Source organism: Micromonospora sp. WMMD729, from assembly GCF_049315225.1.
GTDB lineage: Bacteria > Actinomycetota > Actinomycetes > Mycobacteriales > Micromonosporaceae > Micromonospora.
Genome location: NZ_CP186059.1, coordinates 1,695,728 through 1,712,289, shown reverse-complemented (window position 1 = coordinate 1,712,289; position 16,562 = coordinate 1,695,728). Strand labels below are relative to the sequence as shown.

The following is a 16,562-nucleotide window of genomic DNA, read 5'->3' as shown; positions in this document are numbered from 1 at the left end:
ACTTTCTATTGATCAACTATCGGTACGAACGGGACGTGCATCCTGAGGGCCCGTAGACAACCGGCGGGAACGCCGGCGACGTGAGGGTCAGCAAAAGGGTGGTAGCAATGGCGGGATCAGGACCTGTTCGTCGGCGCGAAGTGGCAGGCGAGGCACTGGTCCGGTCCATATTCGAGGAGCACGGACGGGCGATGCTCGCGTACGCGACACAGTTGACCCGCGACCGCGCGGCCGCGGAGGACGTCGTCCAGGAGGCGCTGGTGCGTGCGTGGCGTCACCCGGACAGTCTGGTCAACGGCAAGGGCTCGGTACGGGGTTGGCTGTTGACGGTCGTCCGCAACATCGTGACCGACACCGTCCGTGCCCGGAAGGCGCGGCCGCCCGAGGTGCCGGAGGGCCCGACCGAATCCGCGGTCGAACGGGACCACGCCGACCAGGTGGTGAACTCGATCGTCGTCACGGACGCCCTCAACCGCCTCTCCACCGAGCACCGACAGGTGCTCGAGCAGGTCTACCTGCGCGGGAGTACAGTCGCGGAAGCCGCCCAGGTCCTCGGGATCCCGCCCGGCACCGTGAAGTCCCGCTCCTACTACGCACTCCGAGCACTCCGCGATCTCGCCGAGCGTCGCGCCGGGGTGGAACGGCCTGCCTCATGACGACCGACAGCTCATCGCCCCACGCCGACCACTTCGACATCGGCGGCTACCTGCTGGGGGCGCTCGACGAGGAGTCGACCCGCCGAGCCGAGGAGCACCTGGCGGACTGCGCGCAGTGCCGGGCCGAGGTCGAGTCGCTGCGGACGTGGGCGGGCGCCCTCGGGAACGTACCCGATGTGATGCTGCTCGACGGCCCGCCGGAGGACGGCGACCTGTTGTTGCAGCGGACCCTGCGGCAGATCCGCGGCGAGGCCGCCGACGAACGCCGCCGCCGGCACGCCGTGACCGGGGTCGCCGCGGCGGTCGTCGCCTCGGCCGTCCTCGGCGGCGCCTTCCTCGTCCCCCGGGGCGACTCGACGACGGACGCGACCACGCCACCGTCGAGCCCCGGCGCCACGGCCGACCGGGCGGTCCGCTCCGCCAACGCCGCCGATCCCCGCACCGGCGCCCGTCTCGCCGTGGCCGTCCAACCGGCTCCCGGCTGGGTACGCGTCAACGCCACGGTCTCCGGCATCCCGCAGGGCCGGCGTTGTCGCCTCCTGGTCGTCGGCAAGGACGGCAGCACGGTGCTGGCGGGCAGTTGGCTGGTGTCGGAGCGCGGCGCCGCCGAGGGCGTCACCCTGGACGGCAGTGCCCTGATCGACGAGGCCCAGATCGACAGTGTCCGGGTGGAGACGACCGACGGCACGGTGTACGTCAGCGCGACGCTGTAGCCGGTCACCGGCGGCGGCCCTGGCCGTGCCCGACCGACCCCACGACGAACGAGCGCCGGCCCGGCCAGGTGGCCGGGCCGGCGCGAGCCGTTTCGCGGGATCAGCCCAGGCGCACCGAGACGACCGCGTTGTCGAAGCCGACGGTTCCCAGGTCGGCGACGTCCCCGTTGATCACCGTCGAGCGGCCGGTGCAGTCCGCGCCCGTCCACAGCTTGAGCGAGCCGGGCGCCGCCACCGAGGAGGAGACGCCCGGGCGGCTCAGGTTCCGGCAGCCGGTGCCCGCGACTCCCTGCGAGCCTGCGCCGTCGCCGAAGTTGGGGTCGTCGAAGAGGACGGCGCTGGTCGCCGGTCGGGCCGGCGACTCCGCGGTGGGCTGCCCGCCACCGGACACGCCGGCCTTGCCGCCGGTCGGGGTCACGCCGAACCAGGTGCCACCGACACCCTGGCCCTTGGTGTCACCGGGCTTGGTGTCCTTGGCGAAGCGGTAGACCGGCCAGCCGCCGATGGTGACCTGCCGGCTGCCGTCCGCGCGCCGGACCGTGCCGACGGCCTCGGCCTTGACCCCCGCGACGAAGATCTTGCCGCCGGGCGTGACGGTGACCGGCGGCCAGGTGGTGGCGCAGTCACCGTCGCAGTTCGAGGTCGGCGGGTTGTTGCTGTCCTTGTCGAACCGGTAGAGGGTCAGGCCCGCGCCGTTGACGACGACCGGGTCGAGCTTGCCCGCCTTGCCAAGGGTCATCTGGACCCAGCGCTGCGCCTCCTCCCGGGCGGCTCCGGTCGGTACCCCGCCGTCACGTACCGCCCAGTCGCCGGTGCCCTCGGGCGCGTTGTTGGACTTCGCGGTGCCGGACGTGAGGGCGAGGTCGGCGACGCCGCCCCCGCCCTGCGGCGACGCCGCCGGGCTGCCGCTCAGGTCGGCGGCCCGGGCCGGGCCGGGTGGCACCTGGCTCGGGCCGCAGGCCGTGAGCGTCACCGCGCCGACGGCCAGCGCGGCGATGAGGGGTGTCACGTGGTTGCGCATCATCGGAAATCTCCAGCGGTCACCCGGCTTCCAGGAGGTCCGGAAACCGTTCGCCCCCCACACGGAACGGGTCCGGAATCGGTTCAGGGAGGGTGCCGCCGCAACCGTCCTCAGGTGGCGCGCAGGGCCACCTTGAGCCAGCCGGGGCTGCGCAGGTCGAACTCCCGGTACGCGCCGACCGCGTCGGTGAGCGGCTCGTGCTCCGTCACCACGTCCTCCGGCCGGACCTGACCGGAGGCGACCATGGCCGCCAGCCTGGGGATGTACCGGGGGTGGTTGCCGTTGCCGGCACGGACGGTCAGGTTGCGACCCATCGCCGTCCCGATCGGAAAGTACCGGTCGCCGGGCGGGTAGACGCCCACGATGCCGAGTGTGCCGACCTTGGCGAGGCTGTCCACCGCCCAGGTCTGCGCCTGGCTCGGCGCGTCACCCGGCTTCCAGTGCCCGTCCTGGCCCTGACTGTCGAGGTTGGGCGAGAGTGCGTGTTGCTCCTCGGCGTTGCGCTCGGCGTCCTTACCGGCCGCCGGCCCCGACTTGGCGCTCTCGCTGTCCACGCCGACGGCGTCGATCGCGCAGTCGGCCCCGATCCCGTTCGTCAACTCCATGATGGCGTCGACCGGGTCGACCTCGTTGAAGTTGATGACCTCGGCACCACGGCTGCGGGCGTGTTCCAGCCGGTCGGCATGCCCGTCGACCGCGATCACCCGGGACGCGCCGCGCTGGTACGCGGAGAGAATGGCGAACTGTCCCACCGGACCGCAGCCCCAGACCGTGACGATCCTGCCGTCGCTGGCATCGGCGAGGACCGCTCCGAAGTAGCCGGTCGGATAGATGTCGGACAGCGTGATGGCCTGCGACTCGGTGACGTTCTCGGCGAGGGAGATCAGGTTCGTGTGCGCGAACGGGACCCGGGCGTACTCCGCCTGCAGGCCGTTGAACGGGCCCTGCATCTCGGGTGAGCCGGGCGATGCCGTACCGGTCCTCGGCCCCAGCGGGTTGGCGTTGTCGCACTGTGCGAAGAGCCCTCGACGGCAGTACCAGCAGGACCCGCAGCCCAGCACCGCCGAGATCACCACCCGGTCGCCCGGCCGGAAGTTGTGGATCTGCGAACCGACCTCCTCGACCACCCCGACGCCCTCGTGGCCGAGGACCTTGCCCGGCTTCATCCCGGGCATGGTGCCACGGACGAAGTGCAGGTCGGTGCCGCAGATCGCCGCCGTGGTGACCCGGACGATCGCGTCGGTGGGTTGTTCGATGCGCGGCTCGGGCACGTCGTCGACCCGAATGTCACCGATACCGTGGTAAACGACGGCCTTCACGCGTACTCCCATCCCCGCTGGCCGCTCTCGTCGCGCCAGCACTCGACAACGGGACACCTCGTGCCCGGAACGGGATCCGGCTTCCCCGACCGGGCGGCGACAAACCGCGCGGTCAGGTCAGCCTCTCGGCCAACCGGGTGACCGAGGCGCGCATGTCGTCGGTGCCGCCCTCGGGGAACTCCCGCAGCAGCGTGCGGGCCTGCTCGAACACCCGGCGGGAACCGGGCAGGTCACCGGCGGCGATGAGCACGTCCGCCATCTGCCGCAGTGCGGCGAACTGCGACGGCCGGTTCCCCACCCGCCGCGCCGTGCTCGCCGCGAGTTCCAGCTCCGTCACCGCCTCCGCGACGCGGCCGGTCTCGGCCAGGTTGTCCGCGACGGCGGCCCGGATCGCGCTCTCCTCGTGTGCGCGCCCCACCCGCTCGTTGAGGTCGAGGGCCTCCCGGAGCACCCGGATCGATTCACCGACCCTCCCCTGGGCGGTCAGGGACCGTCCCATCCGCAGCAGGCTGCAGACCTCGCCCTGCCGGTGGCCGAGCAGACGGAACAGGGACAGCGCCTCGGTGCTGTGCGTGAGCGCGCGGTCGTGTCGGTCCAACACGCTGAGCACCTGGTGACAGTTGTTGTGCACCAGCGCCTGCTCCAGCCGCATGCCCCGGTCCCGATAGGTCCGGGCGGCCTGGTCGAGCAGGTCGAGCGCCTCCTCGTGGGCGCCGAGAAAGTACCGGGCGCCCGCCAGGCTGCGCAGGACGTGCGCCTCCCCGACCACGTCGTGGTGCTCCCGCGCGGCACGCAGCGCGACCCGCATGACGTCCTCCCAGTCCTGGAAGCGTCCGGCCCACTGCAGGTACTGCTGCATCGCGATCGCGAGCTGCCACGGCACGATGCCGTGCCCGACGTCGGCGGCGAGGCGCACCACCTCTGTGAGCACCTCCCGCTGGCGGTCGAACCAGGCGATGGCCTCGTCGTACGTGCCCGGCCGCTCGGCGACGACACCGGGCAGCGGCGGCGCCGGCTCGATCGGCGGACGATTCGGGTTCAGCGCCGACTGCGCCTGGTAACCGCTGTGCAGGTAGTGCTGGAGCAGGCGGCTGAGCGCCGCCTGTCGTTCCGCCGCCGACTCCTCGGCCTCGAACAGCTCCTCGGCGTACGCCTTCACCAGCACGTGCGAGGTGAGCCTGCCGTCCTCGTCCTCGCTGACCAGCGCCGCGTCGATCAGCTCGGCCAGCTGGGCGCGGGTGCTGTCCGGGTCGCGGTCGGCGAGGCTCACGCAGGCCTCGGCCGTGACACCGGGCAGCGGGGCGGCCGACAGCAGCCGGAACAGCCGGGCAGCCTCCGGGCTGAGCTGCCGGTAGGACCACGAGAAGGCGGTCCGGGGATCGATCAACCCACGGCCACCGGCGAACGCCTCGAGCCGGCGGGCGCTGTCGCGCAGCTCGGCGGCGATGGTGCCGAGCGACAGACCCGGACGAGCGGCGATCCGGGCCGCCAGGATGGCCAGCGCCAGGGGAAGCCGGCCGCACAGCTCGATGATCTCGTCCGCGGTGGCGGCACACCCCGCCTCGTCGGTCGACCGGCTCGGCAGCCCGGCGAGACGACGTTCGAGCAGTCGGCGGGCCGTCGGCAGGTCGGGCGGGTCGACCCGGAGCAGGTGCGCGCCGTCGAACGCCGCAAGGCCGACCAGTGCCCGCCGGCTGGTGATGATCACGAGGCTTTTCGCCGAGTTCGGCAGCAGTGGGCGCACCTGGGCGGCGTCGTGGGCGTTGTCCAGCAGGAAAAGCATCTGCCTGCCGGCGGTCATGCTCCGGTACATGCCGATCCGCGCCTCGAACGTGTCGGGTACGTCGGCGGCGGGCGCGCCCACCAGGTGCAACAGCGAACGCACCGCGTCGTCGGCCGACAGGCGCTCGTCCGCGCAGAGGTGCCCCCGCAGGTCGAGGTAGAGCTGCCCGTCGGCGAACTCGTCGGCGACCCGGTGCGCGAAGTGCGTGGCGAGCGTCGAGGTGCCCACTCCTCCCATGCCGTCCATCGCGATCACCAGTGGGCTGGTCCGGCCGGCGGTCCGCATCCCCGTGGTCAGGTCGTTCAGGATCAGCAGTTCGGATTCGCGGCCCACGAACAGGGGTGGGTCCGGCGGGAGTTGCGCCGGGCGGACCAGCGGCATCGGCCGGGCCACCACCGGCTCCGCGTCCTCGGCCGGTGTCAGCGCCGTCTGGGTCAGGGCCCGCCGATGGGCGTCCTGCAGGTGATACCCGGGGTCGATACCCAACTCCTCGTCGAGGCGCGCCCGGATGGCGCCGTACACGGCCAGCGCCTCGGCCTGCTGGCCGGCTGCGGCGAGGGTCGTCACCAGGCTCGCGTGGACCGGTTCGTTGAGCTGACCCATCGTGGCCGCGAGTCGCAGCGGCGTCAGGACCCGGGTGGGCTGACGCAGTCGTACGGCCAGCGCGGCGGCGGCGATGGTGGCGTCGAAGAACTCGCCGTCGATGCCCGCGAGGACCGCCGCGGCGGCGGCGCTGTCGATGAGCCCGTCGCCGGACGAACCGTGGCAGCGCCGCAGCGCGTCGAGGTAGTGCGTCAACGCCTCGTCCGGGCGGTCCTGCGCCAGGCTGGACCTGGCCGCCGAGACGTCGCGGCGGAACGCCACGAGGTCGAGCGTCTCCGGCCCGGCCACGAAGAGGTACCCGTTGCCGTGCCGCAGCAGGTACGACCCGACGGCCCGGGCGGGCAGGTCGGGTTCGAACAGGCGACGCAGCGCCGCCACGTACTTGTGGATCACGTTCACGGCGCTGGCCGGCGAATCGGGCCCCCAGACGAGATCCATGAGATCGCTGGTGGTGGTGGGACGCCCCTGCCGGGCCAGCAGCACCGCCAGGAGACGCCGTTGTTGACGCGGGCCGGCGTCGAGTTCGGTGTCGCCGCGCCAGACCCGCAGCGGACCCATGATCTGCAAGCGCGGTCTCCCCTGCGACGCCGATTCCTCTTCTCGACCGGAGCCGACGTCGTCCGTCACGTTGATCACGCTGCGTCCACCGAGTGGAGGCCTACTTGACGATGACTGGATCGGACAGTTCGTCGCAGCATCCGACAATCCCGGGCGCGGCGAAACCGACTCCGGGACGGAAGGCGGCACGCATCGGCCGGATCGGTGTCGTCGCGGCACGGCTCCGTCTCGTAACCCATGTCATGCAGACGTCGCTGCCGAGCGGAAAGTTCGATGCTCTCGATGGGTTTTTCCCACCCGCGCGCTAGGTTTCCCGGATGCTTCTTCCGACCTCGGCGCCCGGGTCGGCCGACGACACGGTCGAGCAGGTCCGCAGCGCCCAGCGGGGCGATCCGGCCGGCTTCGCGCTGCTCCTCGACCGTCACTACGCCGGCATGCTCGCCGTGGCCCACCGCCTGCTCGGCTCGCGGCCCGACGCCGAGGACGCCTGCCAGGACGCGGCGATCACCGCGTTCAGTCGCATCGGTGAGCTGCGCGACCCCGCGGCCGCGCGGTCCTGGCTACACGCGATCGTGCGCAACAACTGCCGGACGATGCTGCGCGCCCGCGTCCCCGTACCGGTCGGGGTGGCCGGCGAGAACCTGCTCGCCTCGGAGCTGGACGACCCGGTCGCCTGCATCGAACGCAGCGCCATGCGGGACTGGGTCTGGCACGCCATCGAGCAGTTGTCGCCGGCCGCGCAGACGGTGGCGTTGCTGCGCTACTTCACCACGAACAACTCGTACGAGCAGATCGCGGACCTGTGTGGAACGCCGGTCGGCACCGTCCGTAGTCGCCTCAGCGAGGCGCGGCGGCAGTTGGCCGACGTCCTCCCCCGCGTGCAGGACCAGCGGCACGGCGAGACCGCGGCGCTACGCGCCGAACGACAGCAGGAGGCGGCGACGATCCTGTCGGCGGTACCGGACGGCGCCCGGCTGAACGAGGTCGCCGCCCGCTGGGCCGAGGACATGACCTTCTGGTGGCCGAGCGGCATCCGGACGATCGGTCGGGAACCGGTCTTCGCCGTGATGCGGCAGGACTACGAGTCCGGCGTCGGCGCCAAGATCACCGGCGTGCTCGCCGGGTCCGGTGTCACGATCTGGGAGAACGCCTTCATCAACCCGCCGGAGGATCCGTACCACTGTCCGCCCGGAGCGACCTGGTTGCTGAAGGAGAAAGAGGGCCTGGTGCGCGAGGTGCGCCTTCTGCACACCCCACGGCCGACCCGGTTCTAGAGAATCCACCGCGGAATCGAACTTTCCACCGCCGAACGATGTCCTGAGGATATGACCACGTACTCCATCCACGACCTGGAACCGCAGCTCGCCGCGAACCGCACGTACTGGTGCGGTTGGGCCGGCGCCGAGCCCGACACCGACCTGCCGACCTACCGCACCGACGTCCCGCACCCACTGCTCAACGGGGTCCTGCGGGTGCGCGGACGGGAGCTCGACGAGGCGATCACGGAGGCGCGGAAGCACCTGACCGGCTCGACCTGGGGCTGGTGGGTGGGCGCGGACAGCGACGAGGGCACCGCCGAGGGCCTGCTCGCGCGGGGCGCGACCCAGATCTCCGACATGCCCGTCATGGCGGTGGACGTGACCACCGTGGCGGAGGTGGAAGCCCCCGGCGACCTGCGGATCCAGGTCGCCGCCACGCCGGCCGAGCTGCGCGAGTACGTCGAGGCGTACGCCGGGCCGCTGGGCATCCCCGGCGACCTCGGGCTCGTCGTGGACCGGGAGGTGTCCTTCGCCTACCCGGACGTGATCCGGCTCGCCGGCATCGTGGACGGCCGCACGGTGGGCACCTGCACCCTGTCGCTCGGCACCGACGTCGGCGCCCTGTACTGCATCGCGACCCACCCCGACCACCGCCGGCGGGGCATCGCGAGCGCCCTCACCCGTGCGGCGCTGCGCATCACCCGCGAGTCCGGGCGGCGGATCGTCACCCTGCAGGCGAGCAGCGAGGGTGAGCCGGTGTACCGGCAGATCGGGTTCGACACCGTCACCCGGTACCGCCTCTACCAGCTCCCGGAGTGAGTCCGCACGGCGCTGCCGCCGGCTCACTCCGGGTGCGGGCGGCAGCGCCGTGTGGCGCGGCACCGGCCAGGCAAGTACTTGCCGATGCGGAAAGTGAGTGTTAACTTTCCGTACGAGCAAGTACTTTCCCTAGCTCAAGGAGTTGCGCGATGGGCACCACCCCGACCCCAGAAGAGGCACGACGGGCTCTTGCGGACGTGGACCGGCGCCGGGACCAGACGGCGACGGCTGCCGGTCGGTCGCGGTGGACCTGGCTCGCCGCCGGAGTCCTCGCCGCGGCGTACGGGTTCGTGGCCGACCGGTATCCGGACTTCGTGCGCACCTACGGCACCACCATCGTCATCCTGCTGCTGCTCGTCTCGATGGCCGCCAACACCCGGTGGGGAGCGGCTCTGCTGCGGCGGCCGGTGCGTCCCCGTGCCACCCCCGACGCGTCGAGCCTGCTGTGGTCCGCCCTGGTGGTGGCCCTGCTGATCGGTGGCGCGACCCTTGCCACCGCGCTGGACGTTCCACACCTCTGGCTGTGGTTCGGCCTGGTCGCCGGTGTGCTGTTGGCCGCCGCAGGTCCGTGGTGGCAGCGCCGCGTCCTCACCCGCCCGGCCTGACCGTGGCGGCCGACCCGAAGCTGGACCCGGCCCTGCTCGATCCCACCCGGCTGGCCATCCTGGCGCTGCTGGCGGGGACCGAGTGGGCCGAGTTCGCGTTCGTCCGCGACGCCATGGACCTCAGCGACTCGGCCCTGTCCAAGCGGATCTCGAACCTGAGCGACGGCGGTTACGTCGAGGTGCGCAAGGGCTACGTGGGCAAGCGTCCCCGGACCTGGATCAACCTCTCCACGGCCGGCCGGGCGGCCCTGAGCGGCCACATCGCCGCCCTGCGGGACATCGCCGCCCGCGTCGACGGGCCCTAACGGTTGTCGTTGTCCCGTCGCTGGGTCATGTGGACCTGTTCGAGGTCGAGGCCGTCCTGGACCCGGCGCAGCACCTCGTCGTCGATCTCACCCGCGTCGCGCATCCGCACGACGGTCTCGTGGCGGTGGCCGATGACCGCGAGGTGCAGGTCGGCGTACTGCTTCTCGTAGTCGGCCGCGGCCTCGTCCGGGCCGGAGGTGGCGTCGCCGTCGCGCAGGACGCGCAGGCGGCGGTCGTACTCGGCGCGCAACTGCTCGTGCACGTCGTCGCTCGTACCCAACTCGGCCGCCATCGTGGGCAGCGACCCCAGCGCCCGGTCCATGGACGTGATCTCGGCCTGCCGGCGTTCCCGCTCGGCCTCGGAGTCCGCGCCCAGCCCGGCCCACCGCGTCACCCGGGGCATCAGCGGCGCCTGCACCAGCAGGGTCACGGCGATCACGACGGCCGTGACGAAGACGATGAGGTCCCGGTCCGGAAACTCCGAACCGGACGGAAGCGTGTGGGGTACGGCCAGCGCCGCCGCCATCGACACCGCGCCCCGGAAACCGGCCGCCGACATGAGCGCCCGGGGTCGCCCGCTGAGCCGCCGTTCCCGCTGTTGCGGTCGGCGGTCGATCGCCCGGATCACGTACGGGCTGGTGAAGAGCCAGCCGAACCGCACCGCGACGATGACCGCGCAGACCACGAGCGCGACCAGCATGCCGTGTGCCAGACCGCTGCTGTCGAGCCCGCGCACGGCCGACTGCGCCTCCAGCCCGACCAGGACGAACAGCGCCGCGTTCGCCAGCATGGTCAGGAACTCCATGACGGTGTGGACGTGTCGGCGGGCGTTACCCGGGAACAGGCGCGGCGAGGCGCGGCCCACCCACAGGCCACTGACCACGGCCGCGAGGACGCCGGACACCTCGGCCGCCTCGGCGATCAGGTACGCGGTCAGGGGCGTCAGCAACGCGAGGAGGTTGTGCTGGAACGGGTCGGTCAACCGGCGACGGATCTGCAGGACGAGGAACGTCACGACCGCGCCGGACGCGATGCCACCGAGGTACGAGAAGGCGAACAGCCCGGCGACCCGACCGACGCTCAGGTGTTCCTCGCCGAGCGTGATGCCGACCGCGAGGGTGTAGATCACCAACGCCGTACCGTCGTTGACCAGGCTCTCCGCGCGCAGGGTGGTCGCAATTCGACGCGGCAGCATCCGACCCAGGACGCCGACCGCCGTGGCGTCGGTCGGCGCGACGGCGGCACCCAGCACCCACGCCGCTCCCCAGCCGAGCCCGAGCGCGTGCCCGGCGACCGCGACACCGGCCGCCGTCGCCACCACGAGCAGGGTGCTCAGCAGCACGATGACCCGCAGGTTCCGGCGCATCTCGCGCAGCGAGGAGGAGAACGCCTCCCAGTAGAGCAGCACCGGAAGGAACACCAGGAGGACGGCCTCGGGCGGCAGGTGCACCGCGCGCAGCGCGGGCGCGAAGCCGAGGAGGACACCGGCGACCAGGAGCAGCACCGGTGGGGCGATCCGGAGCCGACGGGCCGCGCCCGCACCGACCAGGATCGCGACACCGACCGCTACGACCAGGACGAGGCTGGACACCGGGCTCCTTCAGTTGTGGTTCTGGGCAACGCTCGGGCCCGACAAGGATGCGACGGCCCAGTGGACAGCTACTTGACGCTCCCCCCGGCCGTGCCGGACCACCGCCGCCCGGCCGGCGGAATCACGACGACGGAGGGCTCGACGGTTTGGCCTTCTGCGGGTAGGGGGTCTCGTGGCGGGCCAGCATGGCGACGAACTCGCTGATCTTCCGCGCCCGGGTCTCGGCCCGCTTGACCGCGTTGACGCGGTGGATGAGGGAGAACCGGTTGGTCTTGGTGAGCACGTCGAACATGGCCTGCGCCGCGGGATCGGTGGCGATGGCGGCGAGCAGGTCGGCCGGCACCTCGGCCTCCGACGGCGGGGCGTACGCGGCCGCCCACCGCCCGTCGGCCTTGGCGGCCTCCACCGCGGCCCGGCCCGCGGGCGTCATCCGCCCCTGCGCCTCCAGCCGCTCCACGTGCGCGACGTTCCGCTGCGACCAGATGCTGCGCGGGCGGCGGGGGGTGTACCGGATCCAGGAGGACTCCTCGTCCCGCTTGCGGGCCTGCCCGTCGATCCAGCCGAAACAGAGCGCCTCGTCGACGGCCTGCTGCCAGGTGAGCGTCGTGACCGTGCCGCCTTTCTTGGTCAGGGCCAGCCAGACGCCCGGCGACGTGGTGTGGTTGGCCGTCAGCCACGCGCGCAGCGCGTCGGCGTCCGCAACGATCAACTCCTGGAGTTCGGCGCTCGCCATGACAGCAGGCTATCGCCGGGCCGCCCGGTCGGCCGCCACCAGGTGGGCCGTGGCGGCACCGAGGCGACGGCGGACGCACGGGCGGCCGGGGTGCGGCACGTCGACCATGCCACGCCCCCGGCCGCCCGTCCGGTGGTCAGCAGCCGATCCGGCTGGCCCCGACCGCGACGTCGTCGTACCAGAGGGTGTCGGAGCCGTTGCCGTAGCTCTCCCAGCCCAGCTTCAGGTCGGTGAGCTGCGGTCGCCAGGCGCGGTTGTACCACTGCCCGTCGATGTCGTGCGTGGGTACGCCGTCCGCGGTCAGCCCCACGACGGCGGTGCCGTCCAGCCAGGTACGGAGCTGACCGGACGAGCCGTCCACCATGAACTCCAGGCAGGTCCACCGGTTGGTGGGCAGCGGCACGCTCTGTGCCACCCCGGCCGGGCTCTGCTCGGGCAGCGTCGCGTCGTCGGAGGCGCGGTTCCACTGCAGGGCGCCGTTCTGGCCGCCCATCCGCAGGTCCCGGTTGCCGTCGGCGGCGTCGGTCATCGCCATCATCGTGGTGTGGTCGGTGGGCTGGGCGGTGGTGTGCCGGACCCAGATCCGGCCGTACCGGACGCTGCCCACGCTGCCGAGGTTCTTCGTGGACCGGATGAAGACGTGGTTGCAGTACCCCGCCGCGCCGTTGATCCGGACGGCCCGGCTGCCGCTGTGCGTGGTGGTCGTGTCGATGGTGGCGGTTCCGGCGCCGGAACAGTCCGGACTCACCACGGTCCAGTCGCCGGACGGCGTCGAACCGGTCTGGCTCTCGAAGCCGTCACAGAGCACCGCGCCGGCACAGCCCACCGGCGGCGGCGTCGTCGGCGGTGGCGTCGTGGGCGGTGGCGTCGTGGGCGGTGGCGTCGTGGGCGGTGGCGTCGTGGGCGGTGGCGTCGTGGGCGGTGGCGTCGTGGGGGGCGGAGTGGTCGGGGGCGGCGTTGTGGGCGGTGGCGTGGTGGGTGGCGGCGTCGTGGGCGGCGGAGTGGTCGGCGGGGGCGTGGTCGGCGCGACGCCGTTGCACGGCACGCCGTTCAGGCTGAAGCCGGTCGGCGCTCCACCGCTGGTGCTGTACGTGCCCTGCACGCCGAACTCGGTGGCGCCGCCGGCCGGGATGCTCCCGTTGTACGACATGTTGCGGGCGGTCACCGTCGATCCGGACTGGCTGACCGTCGCGTTCCAGCCGCTCGTGATGCGCTCGTTCCCGGCGTAGGTCCAGGTGACGGTCCAGCTGGAGACGGCGGTGTCGCCGGGGCTGACCTTGACGCTGGCGGTGAAGCCGCCGGGCCACTGGTTGGGCGTGTAGTCGACCCGGCAGCCCTGGGCGGCCGCCGCCGGGACGACGAGCAGGGCTGTGCCGGTCGCGGTCACGGCGGTGGCCAGCGCGGCGACGACCGCGAGGGTCGGGGCGGGGCGGGCACGGAGAATGGTCATGGGAAGTCCTTCTGCCATCGAGCGGGAGAAACCGGCGCGGCAGCGCGCGTCCGGAGCGGACGTGGCAACCCGCCGGGTACGGCGCGGCGATGCGCCACAGCGAGAGGTCGATGCGTACGACCGACGTGCCCGGCTCGAGGTGAAGCTGTCAGTCACCGTCTCGGACCGTTGCCCGGAACCGGTGACGCCCACCCTCAATCTATTGACCAATCCCTATCTAATCAAGCGCGCGTAAATCGGTGGCCCGCCGCCACCGGCCGTGCCAGCCTGGCGGGAGAAGGACCCGGCCGCACGGCCCGGCACCACCAGCAGACGGGAGCACGGCGATGCGAGGACTCGAAAACCCGCCCATCCGGACGCGAGCTTTCGAGGACCCGATCGCCTGTGCAGACCGTCAACCTTGGCATCGTCGCCCACGTCGACGCCGGTAAGACCAGCCTGACCGAACGCCTGCTGCACGCCACCGGGGTCATCGACCGGCTCGGCAGCGTCGACGCGGGCACCACCCAGACCGACACCGGCGAGATCGAGCGTCGGCGGGGCATCACCATCCGCAGCGCGGTCGTCTCGTTCACCGTGCGCGACCGCCAGGTCAACCTGCTCGACACCCCCGGGCACAGCGACTTCGTGGCCGAGGTCGAGCGCGCGCTCGGGGTACTCGACGCGGCCGTGCTGGTGCTGTCGGCCGTCGAGGGCGTCCAGCCGCACAGCCGCCGGATCATGCGGGTCCTGCGATCGCTCGGACTGCCCACCCTGATCTTCGTCAACAAGATCGACCGGGCCGGCGCCCGGGTCGACGAGCTGGTCGCGGACGTGCGCCGGCTCCTCACCCCGACCGTCGTCCCGCTGGGCACGGTCCGCGCGCCCGGCACGCCCGGGGCCAGCTACCGGCCACACCCTCGGGGGTACGACCACCGACTCGCCGAGGTCCTCGCCGAGCACGACGACGACGTGCTGGCCGCCCTGGTGGACGACCTGCCCCTGGACAGCGACCGCGTCGACGAGGCACTGCGGGCGCAGGTCGCCGCCGGGCAGGTACACCCGCTGCTGTTCGGCTCGGCGTTGTCCGGCGCCGGCGTGCCGGAGCTGCTGGACGCCGTCGCGGCCCTGCTCCCGCCGTCGCCCCCGGCCGAGTCCGACCCACGGGCGCGGGTGTTCGCCATCGAGCGCGACCCCTCCGGCGAACGGGTGGCCTACCTGCGCGCGTACGGCGGTCAGTTCCGGACGCGGGAGCGGGTCACCGCGTACCGCCGGGAGCCGGACGGCCGGACCACCGCGACGCGCGGGCGGATCACGCGGCTCGACGTGGTCGGCGCGGCCACCGACCGGGCCGCGCTGACCGCCGGCCACATCGCCCGGGTGGTCGGCCTCACCGGGGTACGCCTCGGCGACCAGCTCGGCAGCCCGGCCGGCCTCGACGGGCGGTCCCACTTTCCCGCGCCGACCCTGGAGGCGGTGGTACGCCCCCGCGAGGCGTCCCGGACGCTGGCGCTGCACGCCGCGCTGCTGGACATCGCGGACGCCGACCCGTTCCTGCGGACCCGGGTGGCCCCCGACGGCGGCACGAGCGTGCTCCTCTACGGCGAGGTACAGCGCGAGGTGCTGAGCAGCACGCTGGCCGAGACGTACGGGATCGAGGCGGAGTTCGGGCCGGGGCGGCTCATGCACGTCGAGCGGCCGGCCGGCACGGGCACCGCCGTGGAGATCATCGGGCACGGCTTCTTCGGGACGGTCGGGTTCCGGGTCGAGCCCGGCGACGGCGTGGACTACCGACGGGAGGTCGAACTCGGCTCCCTGCCGCTGTCGTTCCACACGGCCATCGAGGAGGCCGCCCGTGCCGCCCTCGACCAGGGCTGCCACGGCTGGCCGGTGACCGACATCCGGATCACCCTCACCCACAGCGGTTACTGGTCGCCGATCACGACGGCCGGGCACTTCCGGGACCTCGCGCCGTACGTCCTCATGCAGGCGCTCGCCGAGGCCGGCACCCGGGTCTTCGAGCCGTGCCGCCGGTTCGAGGTGGAGGTACCGGCCGACCGGCTCGGCCCGGTCACGTCGTACCTGAGCCGGCTCGGCGCCCGACTCGACGGCACCGTCGCCGTCCCCGCCGGCTGGCGGATCGGTGGCGTGCTGCCGGCGCGGCTCGAACCCGAGGCGCAGCAGCGGCTGCCCGACCTGTCCAGCGGGGAGGGGCTGTGGTCGTCGACGCCCGGCGGCGACCGACCGGTGTCCGGCGAGCCGCCGCGCCGGGCCCGCACCGACGGCAACCCGTTCGACCGGGCCGTTTACCTGCGCTTCCTCGTCCAGCCGAAGAACCGTACCCTCGCCGTCAGGGACGCGGACCCAGAAAGAGGCCACCGCTCGCCTCGATGACCTGACCGGTGACCCAGCGGGCCGCGTCGGAGGCCAGGAATGCGACCACGTCGGCGACGTCGTCGGGGCTGCCGAGGCGGTCGAGCGCCGTCATCGCGGTGATCAGGTCGACAAGGCCCGGCGCGTCGAAGACGTGCGCGTTCGTCGCGGACCGGGTGGCGCCGGGCGCGACGGCGTTCACCGTGATGCCCCGGGCACCGAACTGGTTGGCCAGCGTGCGGGTCATCGTCTCGATCGCGCCCTTGGTCATGGCGAACGACGTCTGGGTGGCGTTGGCCATCCGGGTCGCCGCGGACGAGATCATGATGATCCGACCGCCGTCGCTGAGCAGGGGCAGCGTCTGCTCGATGAGAAAGTACGGCGCTCGCACGTTGACCGCGAACAGGTGGTCGAAGGCGGCCCGGGTGGTGACGCCGAGCGCACCGGCGGGCGGTGCCGCCGCGTTGTTGACGAGGATGTCCAATGGCTGCCCCGCCAGACTGGCCCGGACACCGTCGACAAGCGTCTCGACATCGCCGTCCACCCCCAGCTCAGCGCCGACGGCGTACGCCCTGCCGCCCGCCCGGGCGATCTGCTCGACGGTGGCCGTCGCGCCGTCCCGGTCCGCGCCGAAGTGCGCGACGACCACCGCTCCCCGCGCTGCCAATCGACGCGCGATCGCCTGCCCGATACCCCGCGACGCGCCGGTGACCAGCGCTGCCCGCCCGATCAGATCCTGCATTGTTAGCTACTCCCAAAGTGGTAGTGACTATCACTGAGGTAGTGTCTAACAC

General features: G+C 72.5%; 14 protein-coding genes. 7 read left to right on the top strand and 7 right to left on the bottom strand.

Features of this window, described 5'->3' with window-relative positions; genetic code table 11:
* Positions 1–107: 107 nt before the first annotated feature.
* On the top strand, positions 108–656 hold the full coding sequence (locus ACN263_RS07945; protein WP_422739159.1) for a sigma-70 family RNA polymerase sigma factor: 549 nt from the start codon (positions 108–110) through the stop codon (positions 654–656).
* A complete protein-coding gene (locus ACN263_RS07940; RefSeq protein WP_422739158.1) occupies positions 653–1,369 on the top strand; it encodes a zf-HC2 domain-containing protein in 717 nt (238 codons plus the stop codon). Before ACN263_RS07945 ends, ACN263_RS07940 begins: the two co-directional genes overlap by 4 nt.
* A 100-nt stretch (positions 1,370–1,469) precedes the next feature.
* Here ACN263_RS07940 and ACN263_RS07935 read toward each other — a convergent pair whose 3' ends face one another.
* The 3 genes from ACN263_RS07935 to ACN263_RS07925 form a co-directional block, all read right to left on the bottom strand.
* The gene (locus ACN263_RS07935) at positions 1,470–2,393 is read right to left on the bottom strand and encodes a hypothetical protein (RefSeq protein WP_422739157.1); all 924 of its coding nucleotides are present in this window, start codon (positions 2,391–2,393) and stop codon (positions 1,470–1,472) included.
* A 107-nt stretch (positions 2,394–2,500) separates the two neighbouring features.
* The gene (locus ACN263_RS07930; protein ID WP_422739156.1) at positions 2,501–3,709 is read right to left on the bottom strand and encodes an alcohol dehydrogenase catalytic domain-containing protein; all 1,209 of its coding nucleotides are present in this window, start codon (positions 3,707–3,709) and stop codon (positions 2,501–2,503) included.
* A 112-nt stretch (positions 3,710–3,821) separates the two neighbouring features.
* Positions 3,822–6,722, bottom strand: a complete 2,901-nt coding sequence (locus ACN263_RS07925) for a BTAD domain-containing putative transcriptional regulator (protein WP_422739155.1) — start codon at positions 6,720–6,722, stop codon at positions 3,822–3,824.
* A gap of 248 nt (positions 6,723–6,970) precedes the next feature.
* On the opposite strand from ACN263_RS07925, the gene ACN263_RS07920 reads away from it, so the two are divergent.
* The 4 genes from ACN263_RS07920 (at position 6,971) to ACN263_RS07905 (ending at position 9,641) form a co-directional block, all read left to right on the top strand.
* A complete protein-coding gene (locus tag ACN263_RS07920; protein WP_422739154.1) occupies positions 6,971–7,927 on the top strand; it encodes an RNA polymerase sigma factor in 957 nt (318 codons plus the stop codon).
* A gap of 51 nt (positions 7,928–7,978) precedes the next feature.
* Complete coding sequence (locus ACN263_RS07915) at positions 7,979–8,731, top strand: GNAT family N-acetyltransferase (RefSeq protein ID WP_422739153.1); 753 nt, start codon at positions 7,979–7,981, stop codon at positions 8,729–8,731.
* Between the two features lie 149 nt (positions 8,732–8,880).
* Positions 8,881–9,336, top strand: coding sequence for a hypothetical protein (locus ACN263_RS07910; RefSeq protein WP_422739152.1), 456 nt, complete (start codon positions 8,881–8,883; stop codon positions 9,334–9,336).
* Positions 9,303–9,641 (top strand): winged helix-turn-helix domain-containing protein, encoded by a 339-nt coding sequence (locus tag ACN263_RS07905; RefSeq protein WP_422739151.1) that lies wholly within the window; start codon positions 9,303–9,305, stop codon positions 9,639–9,641. Before ACN263_RS07910 ends, ACN263_RS07905 begins: the two co-directional genes overlap by 34 nt.
* On the opposite strand, the gene ACN263_RS07900 is transcribed toward ACN263_RS07905, so the two are convergent.
* The 3 genes from ACN263_RS07900 to ACN263_RS07890 all read right to left on the bottom strand — a co-directional run bounded on the left by ACN263_RS07900 (position 9,638) and on the right by ACN263_RS07890 (position 13,416).
* Positions 9,638–11,233: a Na+/H+ antiporter gene (locus ACN263_RS07900; RefSeq protein ID WP_422739150.1), complete on the bottom strand. Its 1,596-nt coding sequence runs from the start codon at positions 11,231–11,233 to the stop codon at positions 9,638–9,640. The genes ACN263_RS07905 and ACN263_RS07900 overlap by 4 nt on opposite strands.
* Before the next feature lie 121 nt (positions 11,234–11,354).
* Positions 11,355–11,966: a YdeI/OmpD-associated family protein gene (locus ACN263_RS07895; RefSeq protein ID WP_422739149.1), complete on the bottom strand. Its 612-nt coding sequence runs from the start codon at positions 11,964–11,966 to the stop codon at positions 11,355–11,357.
* A gap of 136 nt (positions 11,967–12,102) precedes the next feature.
* Positions 12,103–13,416: a cellulose-binding domain-containing protein gene (locus ACN263_RS07890; protein WP_422739148.1), complete on the bottom strand. Its 1,314-nt coding sequence runs from the start codon at positions 13,414–13,416 to the stop codon at positions 12,103–12,105.
* Between the two features lie 384 nt (positions 13,417–13,800).
* On the opposite strand from ACN263_RS07890, the gene ACN263_RS07885 reads away from it, so the two are divergent.
* On the top strand, positions 13,801–15,789 hold the full coding sequence (locus tag ACN263_RS07885) for a GTP-binding protein (RefSeq protein WP_422739147.1): 1,989 nt from the start codon (positions 13,801–13,803) through the stop codon (positions 15,787–15,789).
* On the opposite strand, the gene ACN263_RS07880 is transcribed toward ACN263_RS07885, so the two are convergent.
* Positions 15,746–16,510, bottom strand: a complete 765-nt coding sequence (locus ACN263_RS07880) for an SDR family oxidoreductase (protein WP_422739146.1) — start codon at positions 16,508–16,510, stop codon at positions 15,746–15,748. The two genes, ACN263_RS07885 and ACN263_RS07880, sit on opposite strands and share 44 nt — an antisense overlap.
* Positions 16,511–16,562: the final 52 nt, after the last annotated feature.